At 67.6% G+C, this 15660-nt stretch carries 14 protein-coding genes; 6 read left to right on the top strand and 8 right to left on the bottom strand.

Translation table 11 applies throughout. The features are described 5' to 3' along the window. Nucleotides 1–7 precede the first annotated feature (7 nt). Together NN4_RS36915 and NN4_RS36910 are read left to right on the top strand one after the other, a co-directional pair. Nucleotides 8–2065 (top strand): prolyl oligopeptidase family serine peptidase, encoded by a 2058-nt coding sequence (locus NN4_RS36915; protein ID WP_147140889.1) that lies wholly within the window; start codon nucleotides 8–10, stop codon nucleotides 2063–2065. 78 nt (nucleotides 2066–2143) lie between these two features. Continuing rightward, on the top strand, nucleotides 2144–2797 hold the full coding sequence (locus NN4_RS36910; RefSeq protein WP_147140887.1) for a TetR/AcrR family transcriptional regulator C-terminal domain-containing protein: 654 nt from the start codon (nucleotides 2144–2146) through the stop codon (nucleotides 2795–2797). On the opposite strand, the gene NN4_RS36905 is transcribed toward NN4_RS36910, so the two are convergent. Beyond that, nucleotides 2794–3654, bottom strand: coding sequence for an alpha/beta hydrolase family protein (locus tag NN4_RS36905; protein WP_147140885.1), 861 nt, complete (start codon nucleotides 3652–3654; stop codon nucleotides 2794–2796). The two genes, NN4_RS36910 and NN4_RS36905, sit on opposite strands and share 4 nt — an antisense overlap. Nucleotides 3655–3704: 50 nt before the next feature. Beyond that, nucleotides 3705–4337, bottom strand: coding sequence for a TetR/AcrR family transcriptional regulator (locus tag NN4_RS36900; protein ID WP_228540259.1), 633 nt, complete (start codon nucleotides 4335–4337; stop codon nucleotides 3705–3707). A 465-nt stretch (nucleotides 4338–4802) separates the two neighbouring features. Here NN4_RS36900 and NN4_RS36895 point away from each other — a divergent pair, with 465 nt between their 5' ends. After that, entirely contained in the window at nucleotides 4803–5489 is a 687-nt protein-coding gene (locus tag NN4_RS36895) for a ZIP family metal transporter (RefSeq protein WP_147140883.1), read from the top strand. A gap of 38 nt (nucleotides 5490–5527) precedes the next feature. On the opposite strand, the gene NN4_RS36890 is transcribed toward NN4_RS36895, so the two are convergent. Next, nucleotides 5528–5992 (bottom strand): MarR family winged helix-turn-helix transcriptional regulator, encoded by a 465-nt coding sequence (locus tag NN4_RS36890; RefSeq protein WP_186818813.1) that lies wholly within the window; start codon nucleotides 5990–5992, stop codon nucleotides 5528–5530. 122 nt (nucleotides 5993–6114) lie between these two features. On the opposite strand from NN4_RS36890, the gene NN4_RS36885 reads away from it, so the two are divergent. After that, entirely contained in the window at nucleotides 6115–7119 is a 1005-nt protein-coding gene (locus NN4_RS36885) for an SMP-30/gluconolactonase/LRE family protein (protein WP_147140880.1), read from the top strand. A gap of 138 nt (nucleotides 7120–7257) precedes the next feature. Here the strand turns inward: NN4_RS36885 and groL are convergent, their stop codons facing one another. Beyond that, a complete protein-coding gene (gene groL / locus NN4_RS36880; RefSeq protein WP_147140878.1) occupies nucleotides 7258–8883 on the bottom strand; it encodes a chaperonin GroEL in 1626 nt (541 codons plus the stop codon). 248 nt (nucleotides 8884–9131) lie between these two features. Continuing rightward, nucleotides 9132–9425, bottom strand: coding sequence for a hypothetical protein (locus NN4_RS36875; RefSeq protein ID WP_107659693.1), 294 nt, complete (start codon nucleotides 9423–9425; stop codon nucleotides 9132–9134). Between the two features lie 87 nt (nucleotides 9426–9512). Between NN4_RS36875 and NN4_RS36870 the strand changes: the two genes are divergently transcribed. Both NN4_RS36870 and NN4_RS36865 read left to right on the top strand, forming a co-directional pair. Further along, nucleotides 9513–11579: an NAD(+) synthase gene (locus tag NN4_RS36870; RefSeq protein WP_147140876.1), complete on the top strand. Its 2067-nt coding sequence runs from the start codon at nucleotides 9513–9515 to the stop codon at nucleotides 11577–11579. Between the two features lie 103 nt (nucleotides 11580–11682). Then, nucleotides 11683–12357, top strand: a complete 675-nt coding sequence (locus NN4_RS36865) for a suppressor of fused domain protein (protein WP_147140874.1) — start codon at nucleotides 11683–11685, stop codon at nucleotides 12355–12357. A gap of 45 nt (nucleotides 12358–12402) precedes the next feature. Here the strand turns inward: NN4_RS36865 and NN4_RS36860 are convergent, their stop codons facing one another. From NN4_RS36860 to NN4_RS36850, 3 genes are all read right to left on the bottom strand, one after another. Further along, complete coding sequence (locus NN4_RS36860; protein WP_147140873.1) at nucleotides 12403–13131, bottom strand: Clp protease N-terminal domain-containing protein; 729 nt, start codon at nucleotides 13129–13131, stop codon at nucleotides 12403–12405. 103 nt (nucleotides 13132–13234) lie between these two features. Next, entirely contained in the window at nucleotides 13235–14323 is a 1089-nt protein-coding gene (locus NN4_RS36855) for an NAD(P)/FAD-dependent oxidoreductase (protein WP_147140870.1), read from the bottom strand. A gap of 98 nt (nucleotides 14324–14421) precedes the next feature. Then, a complete protein-coding gene (locus NN4_RS36850) occupies nucleotides 14422–15498 on the bottom strand; it encodes an RNA polymerase sigma-70 factor (protein ID WP_147140868.1) in 1077 nt (358 codons plus the stop codon). Nucleotides 15499–15660: the final 162 nt, after the last annotated feature.

The following is a 15660-nucleotide window of genomic DNA, read 5'->3' as shown; positions in this document are numbered from 1 at the left end:
TGTTGGGATGAGCGGCGTTGAGCAGAATGTGACGGACCCTAACCTCTGGCTCGAAGAAGTGACCGATGAGCGGGCCCTCGACTGGGCGCGCGCACACAACAGTGTGGTCGTGGAGCGATTCGCCTCCTCGGACCGGTTCAGCGAGCTCGAACATCGCATTCTCGACATGCTCGACACCGACACCAAAATCGCGTACCCGGGCCGGCGCGGCAGCTGGCTCTACAACTTCTGGCGCGACGCCGAGCATCCGCGCGGGCTGTGGCGGCGCACGACGTTCGCCGAGTACGCCAAGGAGTCACCCGACTGGGACGTGCTGATCGACCTGGACGCGCTGGCCGCCGCCGAGGACGAGAACTGGGTGTGGGGCGGGGCTGCTGTGCTGCGCCCCGAGCAGTCGCGGACCCTGATCAGCCTGTCACGCGGCGGCGCGGACGCCAAGGTGGTGCGCGAGTTCGACATGGCGACGCGCACCTTCATCGACCCGGCCGACGGTGGCTTCTTCCTGCCCGAGGCGAAGTCCGAGATGCGCTGGATCGACATCGATTCGGTGTACGTCGGCACGGATTTCGGCCCTGGCTCGCTGACCGAATCCGGCTACCCGCGCATCGCCAAGCGCTGGCAGCGCGGCACCGAGCTGGTCGACGCGGTGACCGTCTTCGAGGGCGAGCCCGGCGATGTCGCGGTCTCGGCGGGCTATGACCGAACCCCCGGCTACGAGCGCCATTTCATCGGCCGCGCCACCGACTTCTTCAACGAAGAGGTCTATCTGCTCGAAAACGACGGCACGCTACGGCATCTGGAGATTCCCTCCGACGCGAGCGAGTCCTGGTACAAGGATTGGCTGCTGGTCCGGCTGAAGTCGCCGTGGGAGGTGGGCGCCACCGCCTATCCCGCGGGCGCGCTGCTGGCCATGAACTTCGAGAAGTTCCTTGCCGGCGGACGGGAATTCGAGGTGATCTTCACTCCGGGCCCGCACACCTCGCTGCACGGTTACGGCTGGACCGAGAACCATCTGCTGCTCATCACCCTCGAGGACGTGCAGACCAAGCTCTACGTGCTGACGCCGGGCACCGACGGCTGGCGCAAGGAGTCACTGGCCGACACCCCGCCGATGGCCACCACCAGCGTGCTGAACCTGGACCCGCTCGAGGGCGGCGACGAATTCATGCTCACCACAAGCGGATTCACGACGCCCGCCACGCTGCTGACCAGCTCGGTGGGCGGCGCCACCGAGCAGCTCAAGCAGGAGCCCGGCTTCTTCGACGCCGACGGCATCGAGACCGAGCAGTTCTTCGCGACCTCCGACGACGGAACACAGGTGCCGTACTTCGTCATTCGCCATCGCGACCGCAGAGGAACCCCCGGCCCGACGGTGATGTCCGGCTACGGCGGTTTCGAGGTATCGCGCACGCCCGCCTACAGCGGCGCGTCCGGGATGGGCTGGCTGGAGCGCGGCGGCACCTGGGTGATGACCAACATCCGCGGCGGCGGCGAATACGGCCCGCAGTGGCACACCTCGGTGCAGAAGGCCAACCGGCACAAGGTCTACGAGGACTTCTCCGCGATCGCGAAAGACCTTGTCGCACGCGGCATCACGACCGCCGATCAGCTCGGCGCGGTGGGCGGCAGCAATGGCGGTCTGCTGATGGGGGTGATGCTGACCCGCTATCCGGAGCTGTTCGGCGCCATCGTCTGCCAGGTGCCGCTGCTGGACATGAAGCGCTATCACCTGCTGTTGGCGGGCGCCTCGTGGATCGCCGAATACGGGGACCCGGACAAGCCCGATGAGTGGGAGTACATCAGCAAGTACTCGCCGTATCAGAACGCTCGGGCCGATGTGGCCTACCCGCCGATCCTGCTCACCACGTCCACCAGGGACGACCGCGTGCATCCCGGGCACGCCCGCAAGATGGCCGCGCTGCTCGAGGAGCAGGGCCACGAGTTCTGGTACCACGAGAACATCGAGGGTGGTCACGGCGGCGCGGCGGACAACAAGCAGTCGGCGTTCCAAGCCGGGCTGATCTATGAGTTCTTCACGCAGATGCTGATCGAGCGGCGCGGATAACGACCGATTCCCAGGGCCTGGGCCTACGGTGTAGCTGATGTCTACGTCGTAGACCCGGGTTCGAGAGGAGAGCTGGTCGTGGATTCCGACAACGCCGTCGAGGTGCCCCGCGCGCGGCGCACCCGCACCCGGCGCGCAAACCCGGCACCCACGACGCGGACCGCGTTGAACCGCGACTATATCGCCGCGGTCGCGCTCAATCTCATCGATCGCACCGGTGTCGACGGATTCTCGATGCGCAAACTCGGCACCGCGCTCGGCGCCGATCCGATGGCCGCCTACCGGCACTTCACCGATCAGCAGGAGCTGTTCGACGCCATCGCTGACACGATGTTCGCCGAGCTCGACATGGAATCCTTACCGTGGCAGGAACCTTGGCGCGATCTGATGCGCGCCTACGCGCACCGGCTGCGGTCCACGCTGCGCAGGCATCCGAACGCGGTGCCGGTCTTCGCGACGCGTCCGGTGCGCAGCGACCTGGCCGTCGAGACCGGCAGCTGGATGGTGGAACACCTGCAGGGCGCGGGCTTTTCGGCGGCCGTCGCGCGGCAGCTGACTCGCTGCCTGCGCGAGTACACGATCGGCCACATCCTCAGCCACGCCATCGCCACGGTCGCCGCGCAGCGCACCGAGGAGCACGCGGAGCCGGAGGCCGACCACTTCGATGTGGGCCTGGACGCCATGCTCGACGGGTTCGACCGCCATCGCGAGGTCGGCCGCAGGCCCGGCTAACGATCGCGCAGCCACTTCTCGATCTGATCGATGGTGGTGGTGTTCTCACGGATCCAGCCGTTGTGCCCCAACGATTCCGGCTGATGCCAGGTGGTCACCTCGGCCTTGGGCAGCTTGGCCAGCAGGTGCTCGGCGGATCCGGGCGGGGTGAGGTCGTCGCCGGTGACGGTGATGGACAGCACCGGCAGCTTCAGCCGGGAGATCCGCTCCTCGTAGTCGATGTCCGCGCCGACCGGCTGGAACCGGCCGGTGCGGGCCAGCCGCGCCCAATCCGCGATCAGCACTTTGGACTGGCGGCCGAAGCCGCCCGCGGGGATCCGGTCCCCCGGCCAGAAACCGGCCAGATTGGCGGTCAGCGAAGCGGCCGCCGTGCCGACCAGGATGCCGGGACTCGAAAGTCCCGGGTAGCCACGGTAATACGGCGTCCCGGAGGCGACCAGGATCAGCCCGCCGAGCCTGCCGCGGATCCGCGCGGCGTACATGACGGCGAACTGCCCGCCCATGCTGTGCCCGAGCAGATACGGCGTGCTGGCCGGGAACCGGTCGCGCACCACCTGGAAGATCGCCGGAAAATCCACCGACACCAGCTCGTGGTAGCCGTACGCGCTGGCGGCGCTCGGCTTCGGCGTGCTGTCGCCGTTGCCGCGCAGCTCGCCGATCGCCAGGTCGAAGCCGCGCGCCGCCAGTTTCGCGGCGAACGACTCGTAGTACCCGCCGGGGACGCCGAGCCCGGGCACGATCACCAGCACCGGGCGCGGCGCATCCGGGGTGACCGGATGTCGATGGGCGCCGGCGGCCGGGATCAGCCGCACCGGAACCGTACTGCCGTCCGGCATTTGGATCGGAACCGTTTCCATCCCGCGCACGCTACCGGCCCCGTTGCCGCCGCGCCTCGGCTGCTCGGCGCTCAGGCGCCGACTGCCCCCATGATCACCCTGCTCAACACCCTGATCACGTCGTCGAGCGGCGGGCGCGGGTCGGCACCGCTCCACGAATCCACCACGTAGTTGACCGCGCCGATGATGGCGAGCACCCGCATCTCGTAGTCGCCGGTCGGGATCTCGCCGTGCATGGCCGCGTCCTCCGCGGCACCCGCCAGCAGCGAACCCCACACCCGGCGCAGTTCGAGCCGGAACTTCTCCACCTTCGGGCCCGCACCGACCACCTCGACCAGTGCGACGCGCGCCTTGCGCGGGTCCGACCCGATGGACTCGACGTACGCCCGGACGGACGCATCGATGATCTCGAGCGCACTCGCGTCGGCCTTGCTCTCCAATGACTTGGCGACCGCGTCGCGCGACTCGCGATCGATCTGCTCGTAGAGCTCGAGTAGTAGAGACTCGCGCCCGGTGAACTCCTCGTAGAACTGTCGCGAGGAGAGTCCGGCGTCCTTACAGATGGCGCCGACCGAACTATTGGCGTAACCGTCGCGCGCGAAGACCGTCAGGCCCGATTCCAGAAAACGCGCACGCCGCTGACGTTGCCGGTCCTCGACGGGTTGCCCGGCATACATTCGACCCGTATTCGCATCCTGTGACATTGGGCCAGACAATACAGAAGGCCGAGAAGCACTCGACATGGATCGGGTCCTTGGTATCAACCCGCAACTGACCTGGCGTTTGCCGAAAGTTGGCAGGCTGGTTACCGACTCGGCACGCACTCATCGAACCCCTTGCGAGCAGTACCGAATCCCGCTACGCAAGCACGCTTTAAGGCGGACCGGCCCCACCGGGTCTGCGAATCGCACGCACGGCGTTCTTGTCACTGAGTGTTTGCCGAGCCAGTCGATACCGCGGCGCCGAGCGAGCAGCGCGCGATTTTGACGGGAATTCGTAGAATTATTCTTTTTCCGAACTGGTCCGCTGGTTATGCCTGATTCGTCCTGTCCGACAGGCAACTTCGCGAAGTAGTGGTACTTCGCAATAGCGCGCCGATTAGTTCGAGGTGGACGCACCGCCACCTGCACCTCGCCCCCGAACAACCGTGCCCCATTAGGGTGAATCGCATGCTGACTGCGTTGCTCTACGGGCTCGGCACCGCCGTACCCCTGGTGATCGGCGCCGCGATCGGCCTGCGGTGGACCTTGCCGAAGCCCATGCTCGCGTCGTTGATGGCGTTCGGCGCGGGCACCATGATCGCCGCGGTCTCCAACGAACTCTTCGAGCCGGCGTTCCATCAGGCGGGCGCGCTGATCGCGGCCGTGGCGCTGTTCGGCGGCGCGGGGGTGTACGTGGTGGCCAACCATCTGATCGAAACCAAGTTGGGCGCCAACGCTATTGGATGGGCACTACTGCTCGGCACGGTGCTGGACGGTATTCCGGAGAACACCGCGCTCGGCGTCACCCTCGCCGGTGGCGGCGGGCTGGCACTGCTGGTCGCCGTCGCGGTGGGCAATGTGCCGGAGGCGATCAGCGGGGCCGCGCTGATGCGCGACAAGCACGGGGTGCAGCGCCTCGGCCCGCTATGGCTCTGGGCGACAACGGGTTCGGTGCTCGTGGTGGTCACCGTGCTGGGGAATGCGTTGTCGGACAATCTTTCCCAGACCAACATCAGCACCGTGCAGGCGTTCGCGGGCGGCGCGACCCTCGCGGTGCTCGCCGACTCGCTGATGCCCGAGGCTTACCGCGAAGGCGGCTGGTGGGTCGGAATGGCCACCGCCGCAGGCTTTCTCGTGGCTTTTCTGCTGGGCTGACGCGTCTGGTTACGTCGCCCTCGACGCCGAACTCCTGCCTACTTCTTGGTGGCGGCAGGAGTTTCGGGGCGGACGGAGTCGAAAAGGTCGGCACAGCGGGTCAATAGGTCCTGCAGGGTCGCGCGTTCGGCGTCGGTGAATCCGGCTGCCACCGCGCGTTCCACCCGGACCGCCCTGGCGTCGGCATCCCGCATGACGGCGGCGCCCGCTTCGGTGAGGCGGGTTTCCAGGATGTTCTTGTGCCAGGCGTGCGGGGTGCGCTCGATGAGCCCGCGGTCCTGCAGGTTGGTCAGCACCGTGTTCATCGTCGGCGGCGTCACGCCGCACAGCCGGGCCAGCGCGGCGGCCGAGATGCCGGGGTTCTCGTCGAGGAACAGCAGCGCGGCGTACTGCGCGACGGTGACGCCTGCGGGCTTCAGCGCGGCATTCTTCGCCGTTTGCAGCGCCTGCTCGGCGCGCTTCACGTAGGAGCCGAGGCGCTCGGCGGAGGGCAGGGACGTCATGACCGCATGGTATCTGCCCGTCCTCACCTAAGACTCTTGACGATCATTAGAACTCTAATCTATGTTCGTGTTCATTCTCAGATGCGACTACATCCGAGTGATAGACCTGATGAGAGGCGACCATGTCCTACGCAACGCGCCGCCGCATGGCAACCATCGCCATCGCGGCGTCCTGTACTGCCGCCGTGGCCTGCGGTACCAGCGAAAACACTGCGGAACCCGCCGCGCGGATCACCGCCGCCTACGCCCTGCCGAGCGACCGCGCCTACCCCGAAGGCATCGCCGCCGACCCGCGCACCGGCGACACCTACGTCGGCTCGTACAGCACCGGAGCCGTCTACAAGGCCGCACGGGGAGCCGAGCGGGCCGAGATCTTCCTGCCCGAGGGCGCCGACGGCCGCAAGACCGCCAATGGCCTGAAGGTCGACCAGGCGGGACGACTATGGGTGACCGACTCGACCGCCGGGGTCGCCGTATACGACCCCGCGTCCCGCGCCCTGCTCGCCCGGTTCGACGCGCCGGGCCCGGCGGCACGCTTCGTCAACGACGTCGCCATCACTCCGGACGGCACCGCCTACCTGACCGACTCGGTGCGCGGCGTCGTCTATCGCATCACCGCAGCTGAGGTCGCCCACGTCGCGGCACACGGCGGACGTGCCGAAATGACAACACAATTCGATCTGAACCCGGCTCTCGCGCCGCGCGCGCCCGGTGGCTTCACGCTGAACGGCATCGTGGCCGACGCCGCCGGCCGCTACTTGTTCGTTGTCGACATGGACACGGGCGAGCTGTTCCGCATCGCCCTCGCGCCGAACGCCGCGGACGCGATCCGCAAGGTCGCGCTGCACGGCGGCAACCTGATCCACGGCGACGGGCTCGAATTGCACGACAACACCCTGTGGGTGGTGCAGAACACCGACAACGCCATCGCCCGCTGGACCATGACCGACGACGGCGCCACCGCGACGATGGACCAGCGCATCACCGACGCGGCCCTGAGCATCCCCACCACGCTGGTCCGCACCGGCGACCAACTCCTGGTGGTCGCTTCACAATTCGACAAGGGCGGCCCGATGGGACCCGGTACCCCACAGCCCTTCGCCGTGCTCGCCGTCGACGGCATCTGAGGCAATTTGAATGTAGGTTAGCCTAACCTGTACAGTCGATCAGGAAGCAAGCGGAAGGGACTCCGCAGACGCCGGAAGCCGGTCCACCCGAGGGTGGACCGGCTTCCGGTTTCTAAAGGTGTTGCCTGGTGGCTGGACTCAGAAGTCCATGCCGCCCATGCCACCGGTCGGGTCGCCGGCGGGCGCGGAAGACTTCTCCGGCTTGTCGGCGACGACGGCCTCAGTGGTGAGGAACAGAGCCGCGATGGACGCCGCGTTCTGCAGCGCGGAGCGGGTGACCTTCACCGGGTCGGCGACACCGGCGGCAAGCAGGTCCTCGTACACGCCGGAATCGGCGTTGAGGCCGTGGCCGGCCGGCAGGTTGGAAACCTTCTCGGCGACAACGCCCGGCTCGAGGCCGGCGTTGAAGGCGATCTGCTTCAGCGGGGCCGACAGGGCGACGCGCACGATGTTCGCGCCGGTCGCCTCGTCACCGCTGAGCTTCAGGTCGTCCAGGGCAGGCGCCGACTGCAGCAGGGCCACGCCGCCACCGGCGACGATGCCCTCTTCGACGGCGGCCTTGGCGTTGCGCACGGCATCTTCGATGCGGTGCTTGCGCTCCTTGAGCTCGACCTCGGTCGCGGCACCGGCCTTGATCACCGCAACACCGCCGGCCAGCTTGGCCAGACGCTCCTGCAGCTTCTCACGGTCGTAGTCCGAGTCCGAGTTCTCGATCTCGGCACGGATCTGCTGCACGCGGCCCTTGATGGCCTCCGCGTCGCCCGCGCCCTCGACGATGGTGGTCTCGTCCTTGGTGATGACAACCTTGCGCGCCTGGCCGAGCAGCTCGACACCGGCGGTCTCCAGGGAGAGGCCGACCTCTTCGCTGATGACCTCGCCACCGGTGAGGATGGCGATGTCGGCGAGCTGCGCCTTGCGGCGGTCACCGAAGCCCGGCGCCTTGACGGCAACGGACTTGAAGGTGCCACGGATCTTGTTGACCACCAGGGTCGACAGGGCTTCGCCCTCGACGTCCTCGGCGATGATCAGCAGCGGCTTGCCGGCCTGGATGACCTTCTCCAGCAGCGGCAGCAGGTCCTTGACGGTCGAGATCTTCGAGCCGACCAGCAGGATGTACGGATCCTCGAGGACCGCTTCCTGACGCTCCGGGTCGGTGACGAAGTAACCCGAGATGTAACCCTTGTCGAAGCGCATGCCCTCGGTGAGCTCCAGCTGGAGCCCGAAGGTGTTGCTCTCCTCGACGGTGATGACACCTTCCTTGCCGACCTTGTCCATGGCCTCGGCGATCAGCTCACCGATGGACGAGTCGCCCGCGGAGATACCAGCGGTAGCAGCGATCTGCTCCTTGGTGTCGATCTCCTTGGCGGACTCCAGCAGGCGAGCCGTGACGGCCTCGACAGCCTTCTCGATGCCACGCTTCAGACCGAGCGGGTTCGCGCCGGCCGCGACGTTGCGCAGACCCTCACGCACGAGCGCCTGGGCGAGCACGGTGGCGGTGGTGGTGCCGTCGCCGGCGACGTCGTCCGTCTTCTTGGCGACTTCCTTGACCAGCTCGGCGCCGATCTTCTCGTACGGGTCCTCCAGCTCGATCTCCTTGGCGATGGAAACACCATCGTTGGTGATCGTGGGGGCGCCCCACTTCTTCTCCAGGACAACGTTGCGACCCTTCGGCCCCAGCGTCACCTTGACCGCGTCGGCGAGGGCGTTCAGACCCCGCTCGAGGCCGCGCCGGGCCTCTTCGTCGTACGCAATTGTCTTGGCCATTGCGTTGAGATCCTCCACATGTATATGGCTGACACACAGGAACGACCGCAGGTTGGGTCGCCCTAATACGCTGGCCAGGTGCGGTGCCCGCGACGGACGACCGAGGGTGTCGATGGAACCCGGTCTCACCGTCCCGACCTGGCACTCACAGCTTTAGAGTGCCAACGCCATTTCTAGCACTCGGAGGTGCCGAGTGCAAGGTCCGGGGTGCTCCCGCGCCGCTCGGCTCGCAACTTTCCACACCGGGCCTAAGCCCGGTCGTCGACCCGCAACACCAGGGCCACGAACGCGTCGGTCCTGCGCTCTTCCGGGGACCTCGGCTCGCCGCCCTCCACGGTGACGAGCTCGGCATCGTGCAACAACAACTCCGCTTCGACCCGCATGATCGCCCGAATAAATGGGGGCGCCACCTCGGGGGGAAGATCTCCGTTGACGACATAGCTGCCGTCCGGCTGTGACTCTGTGGACACATAAGAAAGCGCACGCAGCAGATCGGCGCGTCGTTCCCCCGCGATTAGGTCGGAATCCGTTTCATCCGCCATTGCTATAGCTTAGCGGGCCACTATGGCGGGTAGGTTCCGGAGGGGAATCATGATCATTTCCGGCAGCCTCGGCGAAGGGGGACGGCAGTGCGTGAACTGCCCTTCGAGTCGCTCTATCGGCACGATTTCGCCCGGGTGGCGGTCGCCGTGCCCCGGGTGCGGGTCGCCGACCCCGCCTACAACGTCGAGCAGACCCTGGCGCTGGCCAGGGAAGCGGCAGCCGACGGGGTGGTGCTGACGGTTTTCCCGGAGCTCGGCCTGTCCTGCTACACGGCCGACGATCTGTTCCACCAGGACGCGCTGGACGACGCCGTCCAGGCGGCGCTGGCGCGGGTGGTCGCCGAGAGCGCCGACCTCGACACGGTGCTGGTGGTCGGTGCGCCGGTGCGGGCCCAGGGCCGGCTGTTCAACTGCGCCGTCGCGGTGTGCCGCGGCGCGGTGCTCGGTGCGGTGCCGAAGAGTTATCTGCCGAACTATCGGGAGTTCTACGAGAAGCGGCAGTTCGCGGCGGCACGGGAGAACCTGGACACGCACGTCACGATCGCCGGGCAGCGGGTGCCGTTCGGCGCCGACCTGCTGTTCGTGGCGAACAACCTCGACGGGTTCGTGTTCCATCTGGAGATCTGCGAGGACGGCTGGGTGCCGTTGCCGCCCAGCGGTTATGCCGCGCTGGCCGGGGCGACGGTGCTGGTCAACCTGTCGGCGAGCAATATCGTCATCGGCAAGGCCGATTACCGCAGGGCGCTGTGCACCTCGCATTCGGCGCGCTACCTGGCCGCCTACCTGTATTCGGCGGCGGGACACGGGGAATCGACGACCGACCTGGCCTGGGATGGCCAGGCGCTGGTGTGCGAGAACGGTGATCTGCTCGCGGAGGGGGTCCGGTTCGCCGATCATCCGCAATTGGTCACCGCCGACCTGGATTTGCGCCGTCTGGCCGCAGATCGACTGCGCACCAGCAGCTTTGCCGACAATGTGCACGACCACCGGGAACGGCTGGCTCGGCTGCGGCGCGTCGAGGTGGAGCTGCCGATCCCCGGGGGTGTCGTCGAGCTGCGACGCGAGATCGAGCGCTTCCCTTACGTTCCGGCCGATCCTGCGGTGCGCAACGACCGCTGCGCCGAGGTGCAGCACATCCAGGTCGAGGGGTTGAGCACCCGGCTGCGCGCCACCGGGATGGAGCGGGTGGTCATCGGAGTGTCCGGCGGGCTGGACTCCACCCAGGCGTTGATCGTCGCGGCCGAGACCATGGACCGGCTCGGCCTGCCCCGGGCAAATGTCTTGGCCTACACCATGCCCGGCTTCGCGACCAGCACCCGAACCCGCACCGACGCGCATCGGCTGATGGACGCGCTCGGCGTGACCGCGCAGGAGATCGATATCCGTCCGTCGGCGACGCAGATGCTGCGCGACCTCGGCCATCCGGCCGCCGACGGCGTGCCGCAGTACGACATCACCTACGAGAACGTGCAGGCGGGCGAGCGCACCTCGCACCTGTTCCGGCTGGCGAACCAGCACGGCGCGCTCGTCGTCGGCACCGGCGATCTGAGCGAACTCGCCCTTGGCTGGTGCACTTTCGGCGTCGGCGACCACATGGCGCACTACAGCGTGAACGCCTCGGTCCCCAAGACGCTGATCAAATATCTGATCGCCTGGTCGGTCGAGACCGGGCAGTTCGGGCCCGCGGCGGGCGAGGTACTCACCTCGATTTTGCAGACCGAGATCTCGCCGGAGTTGGTGCCCGACAACGCTGACCCGACCACCGCGGCGCCGAGTCAGAGCTCCGAAGCCACCGTCGGTCCGTACGAGCTCCAGGATTTCCACCTCTACTACCTGCTCCGCTTCGGCTACCGCCCCAGCCGCATCGCCTATTTGGCCAGGCACGCGTGGGCCGACCCGAACCGCGGCCGCTGGCCTGATCTGATCCCCGCAGACCAGCGCAACGCCTACGAGCTGGCCACGATCAAGCGGTGGCTCGCGGAGTTCCTGCGCCGGTTCGTGCAGACCAGCCAGTTCAAACGCTCGACGCTGCCCAACGCGCCGAAGGTCGGCTCCGGTGGCTCGCTGTCCCCGCGCGGTGACTGGCGGGCGCCGAGCGACGCGTCGGCCGCGGCCTGGCTGGATGAGCTCGAGCGCAACGTGCCGGACGCCTGATCGGCTGCCTGCCAACGGCATCCGGCTCAGGCGACCATTTGCTCGAGACCGAGTCCGCGCGCGGGCCGCCGACGACGGCGGCGGTTCCCCTTATGGTGGCGGGGTGAGTGAAGCACCCGGCTGGAATGCCATCGACGGCGCACTGCGGCCGTTGTACGGCGATATCGAACCTTTCCATTGGGCCACCGATCACCGCTGGTCGCTCGGCGGTCCCGACCCGCTCGACGGGATCAGCGCGTACTCACGCACCGAACCGGTACCGCACTGGCACTACGTCAGTTACGGCATGACCGAGCTGTACGAGAAGGAGTGGGACAACCCCGAGAAGTCCGGCTGGGGGTTCGAGTTCACCTTCCGGCTGGTGCGCAAGCCCGCCGATACCGAGCCGCCGGTGTGGCCCGCGAACTTCCTGCAGAATCTCGCCCGCTATGTCTTCCAGTCCGGCAAGTGGTTCGAGCCCGGACACACCATCAAAGCGAACGGCCCGATCGCCGCCGACCGACCGAACTCCGGCATCCGCGCCGTCGGCTTCACCGTCGACCCGGAGCTCGGCACCATCGAAACCCCGCACGGCAGCATGCGATTCCTGCAATTGGTCGGGCTGACGATGCCCGAGTACCGAGCCGCGCAGGGCGGTAAAGCGTTGGAACTACTGGCGGAACTGGCCCCGCGCCTTCCGCTGTACGTCACCGATATCGATCGCGACCCGTTGGTTGCCGAGCCGAAACCCCAAGCGCAATGGCCCCGTTGGGGTGGCGGCCTGCGCGGGCGGGCGTAGCTCGGCGGCTTTCAGGCGGCGTACATCCGGCCGCCCACCGTCGTCTCATTGCTTTTTGGGCATGTACGGGGCGAGGAGTTCGACGATGTGGGCCTCGGTCTTCGTCTTGTCCATGCCGAGACCGGTGAGCAGGCCTTCCCCGTTCTCCTGTTCGAGCAGCGCGAGCAGGATGTGTTCGGTGCCGACGTAGTTGTGGCCCAGGCGAAGTGCCTCGCGGAAGGTCAGCTCGAGCGCCTTCTTGGCGTCCGCGTCGAACGGGATGAGCGGCGGCACGTCGCCCGTACCGGCGGGCAGTGCGGCGGCCACCGCTTCGCCCACGGCCGACAGCGAAATACCGCTGGTGAGAATCTCTTTCGCGCCGATGCCGTCGGGCTCGGACAGCAGGCCGAGCACCAGGTGCGCGGTGCTGATCTCCGAGTTACCCGCGGTACGTGCGGCTTCCTGCGCGGCAATGATGACCCCGCGGGCCCGCTCGGTGAACCTGGCGAAGCCCGCGCTCGGATCCATCAGGGCGTCTTGTCCGAGGCCGCCGGGCCCTTTCGGCACGAAGCGCTTCTGCGCGGCCTGCTTGGTGACGCCCATGCTGGCGCCGATGTCGGTCCACGAGGCGCCGGCGCGGCGGGCCTGGTCGACGAAGTGGCCGATCAGATGATCGGCCAGTTCGCCGAGGTGATTGCCGGTGACCACGGCGTCGGACAGTTGGTCGAGCACATTGTCGGGGCGGGCTTTTTTGATGCCGTCGATCAGGTCGTCGAGGCGGTATGGCTGCGTCATGCCGTCAACGATAGGTTGACGATTCGACAGCGTCAACCCAAAGTTGACGAAACCTGATCCGCTATCGGACGCCAGTGCCGTAGCCGCCGGAATCGTTGGCGATTCAGCGGCGGGCCGCCCATCCCGCACCACGAACGACCTGCTCTTTCACCCACGCCGCCGGCCGCCCGGTCAGCACGGTTCGTGCAGGCGAGTCGTCCGCGTGCAGCACCTGGATGAGGCCGTCCCGACGGCCGAGGCTCAGACACTGGACGACGTACCGGAACCGCAGCTTCCCCGGTTCCGCGCCGCGTAGCCGAGCGGCAATCGCATCGGCCGCGTACTTTCCCGTGGGCAACGCGGTCGCGCAGGCCATCCGCAGGTCGCGCCCGCCGGGTCCGGCTATCACGGCGCTGTCACCCGCCGCGTACACGTCCGGGTGCGAGATCGACCGCAACGCAGCGTCTACCAGCACCCGTCCCGTTCCGTCGACCGAGAGGCCCGATCGCCGCGCCAGATCCGGCACGGCGAAACCCGCGGTCCACACGGTCGCGGCGGCCTCGATCAGCGTGCCGTCGGCCAGCCGCACTCCGGCCGCGGTCACCTCGAGCACCTTGGCATCGGAGCGGATCTCGACGCCGAGCCGCTCGAGCACACGGCGAATATGCTTCCACGCCCGCGGCGACAACCACGCCCCCGGTTCCTCCGGGCTGAGCAGGCACACGCGCGAATCAGGACGTGACTCAGCGAGTTCCGCGGCCAGTTCGATACCCGTGGCACCGGCACCGACGACAAGAACAGTGCCGGAGGGAGCTTCGAAACGGCCCGCGTCCTCCGGCGTCGACACCGAGTAGGCATGCTCGGCCAGGCCGGGAACACTGGCCCGGTCCGCGGTACTGCCCAGCGCGTAGACGAGGGTGTCGTAGTCGAGAACTGTTGCGGTATCCAGCAATACCCGCTTACTCGCGGTATCGATCTCCGTCGCGCGAGCGCGCACGAAGTGGATCTTCTTGCTGTCCAACAGTTCCCGCAGGCTCCAGCTCGAAATCTGTTGCCCGGCGGCCTGCTGGTGCAGCCGTACCCGTTCGACGAAGTCGGTGCGGGCATCGACGACGGTGATCCGCGCCCCACGCGCCTTGCTCGCGAGGCGGCCCGCTGCCGCCAGTCCCGCGTACCCGGCGCCGAGGACGACGATCCGATGCTGTCCGGTCATGAGGTGGCTCCTTTTCGTTCGGCCGACACCCTTCAGATCGGACAGCCCCGCCATTGCTGACAACTTTCGGGCGTGAAGCACGTCACGCTGCCGGCGAATTACTGCGCAGCGCCCGTGGATTTGGCGAAGTAGGCCAGCTTCTCGGGGTTGACGACCAGCCGCAGCGTAGCCACCGCTCCGTCGACCAGCTCGATTCCGACAACGAGCATCGGCGCACCGTTCACCCGGGCCACCGCGGCGGGCGCGCCGTTGACCTCCTCGATGAGCAGCTCCATGCCGGGCACCTCCCACCGCAACAACCCGACCAGGTACCGCGCGACCTTGTTCGCACCGACGATCGGCCTGCGGGCCGCGTTGATCTGATCGCCGCCGTCCGCGATCGACACCACATCGGCGGTGAGCAACTGTTCCAGCGACTCGATGTCGCCGTTGCGCGCGGCCTTCAGGAACCGCTTGATCAGCTCGCCCGCGTACTCGGACGGCACATCGAAGCGGGCCCGGCCCGCGCGCACCCGCAGCCCGGCCCGCCGGTAGATCTGCTGCGAGTTGCCCTCGGTGATGGTGAGCATGTCGGCGATCTCGCGATGGGCGTAACCGAACGCCTCGCGCAGCACGAACACCGCTCGCTCGACCGGAGTCAATCGCTCCAGCGCGGTGAGCAGCGCGAAGGAAACCAGCTCGCGCTCTTCGACGGTCTCCAGCGGACCGAGCTCGCCGCGCTCGGTGGCCACCGGCTCGGGCAGCCACGGCCCGACGTAGGTCTCTCGGCGGGCCCGTGCCGAAATCAGCCAGGCCCGGCATTGATTCACCAGCACGGTGGTCAGCCAGGCCTCGGCGGAACGGATTCGGCTGCGATCGGCGGCGTCCCAGCGCAGGTAGGTCTCCTGCACGGCGTCTTCGGCTTCACCGGCGGACCCGAGCATCCGGTAGGCGAGTGCGAACAGGCGGGGGCGATGCGTCATGAATACGCCCAACCCGTCCGGCTCCATCGCTACCCTCTTTCGCGCCCGCCCGCCGGGTATGACCGTACCGCTCGCCCGCGTGGACAGCCGCATGGATTCGGTCACCGCCGAATCCGCGATACCGAGCAGCCGCTTCAGGCCGAACCTGGCGACGCCGAAGCCGCCGACACCCCAGCCACTGAAACCGAAGCCACCTATCGCCAGCGTGCCCATACTGCAAGAGCATTCCTGGGCGGGCTTTCCAAGACCTTAAGAAAACCCAGCAGCCTCAGCGGGGCAGGTCGTTGCCTTCGCGCTGCTTGCCGCCCGGCCTGCGTAACCGCAGGCGAGCAGTGGAGCCGCGGATCGCCGGGCGGCGGATCACCGGCCTGCGCT

The organism is Nocardia ninae NBRC 108245, assembly GCF_007990755.1.
Taxonomy (GTDB): Bacteria; Actinomycetota; Actinomycetes; order Mycobacteriales; family Mycobacteriaceae; genus Nocardia; species Nocardia ninae.
Note: the sequence above shows the minus strand (reverse complement) of the source record. Positions and strands in the feature narration are given on the sequence as shown.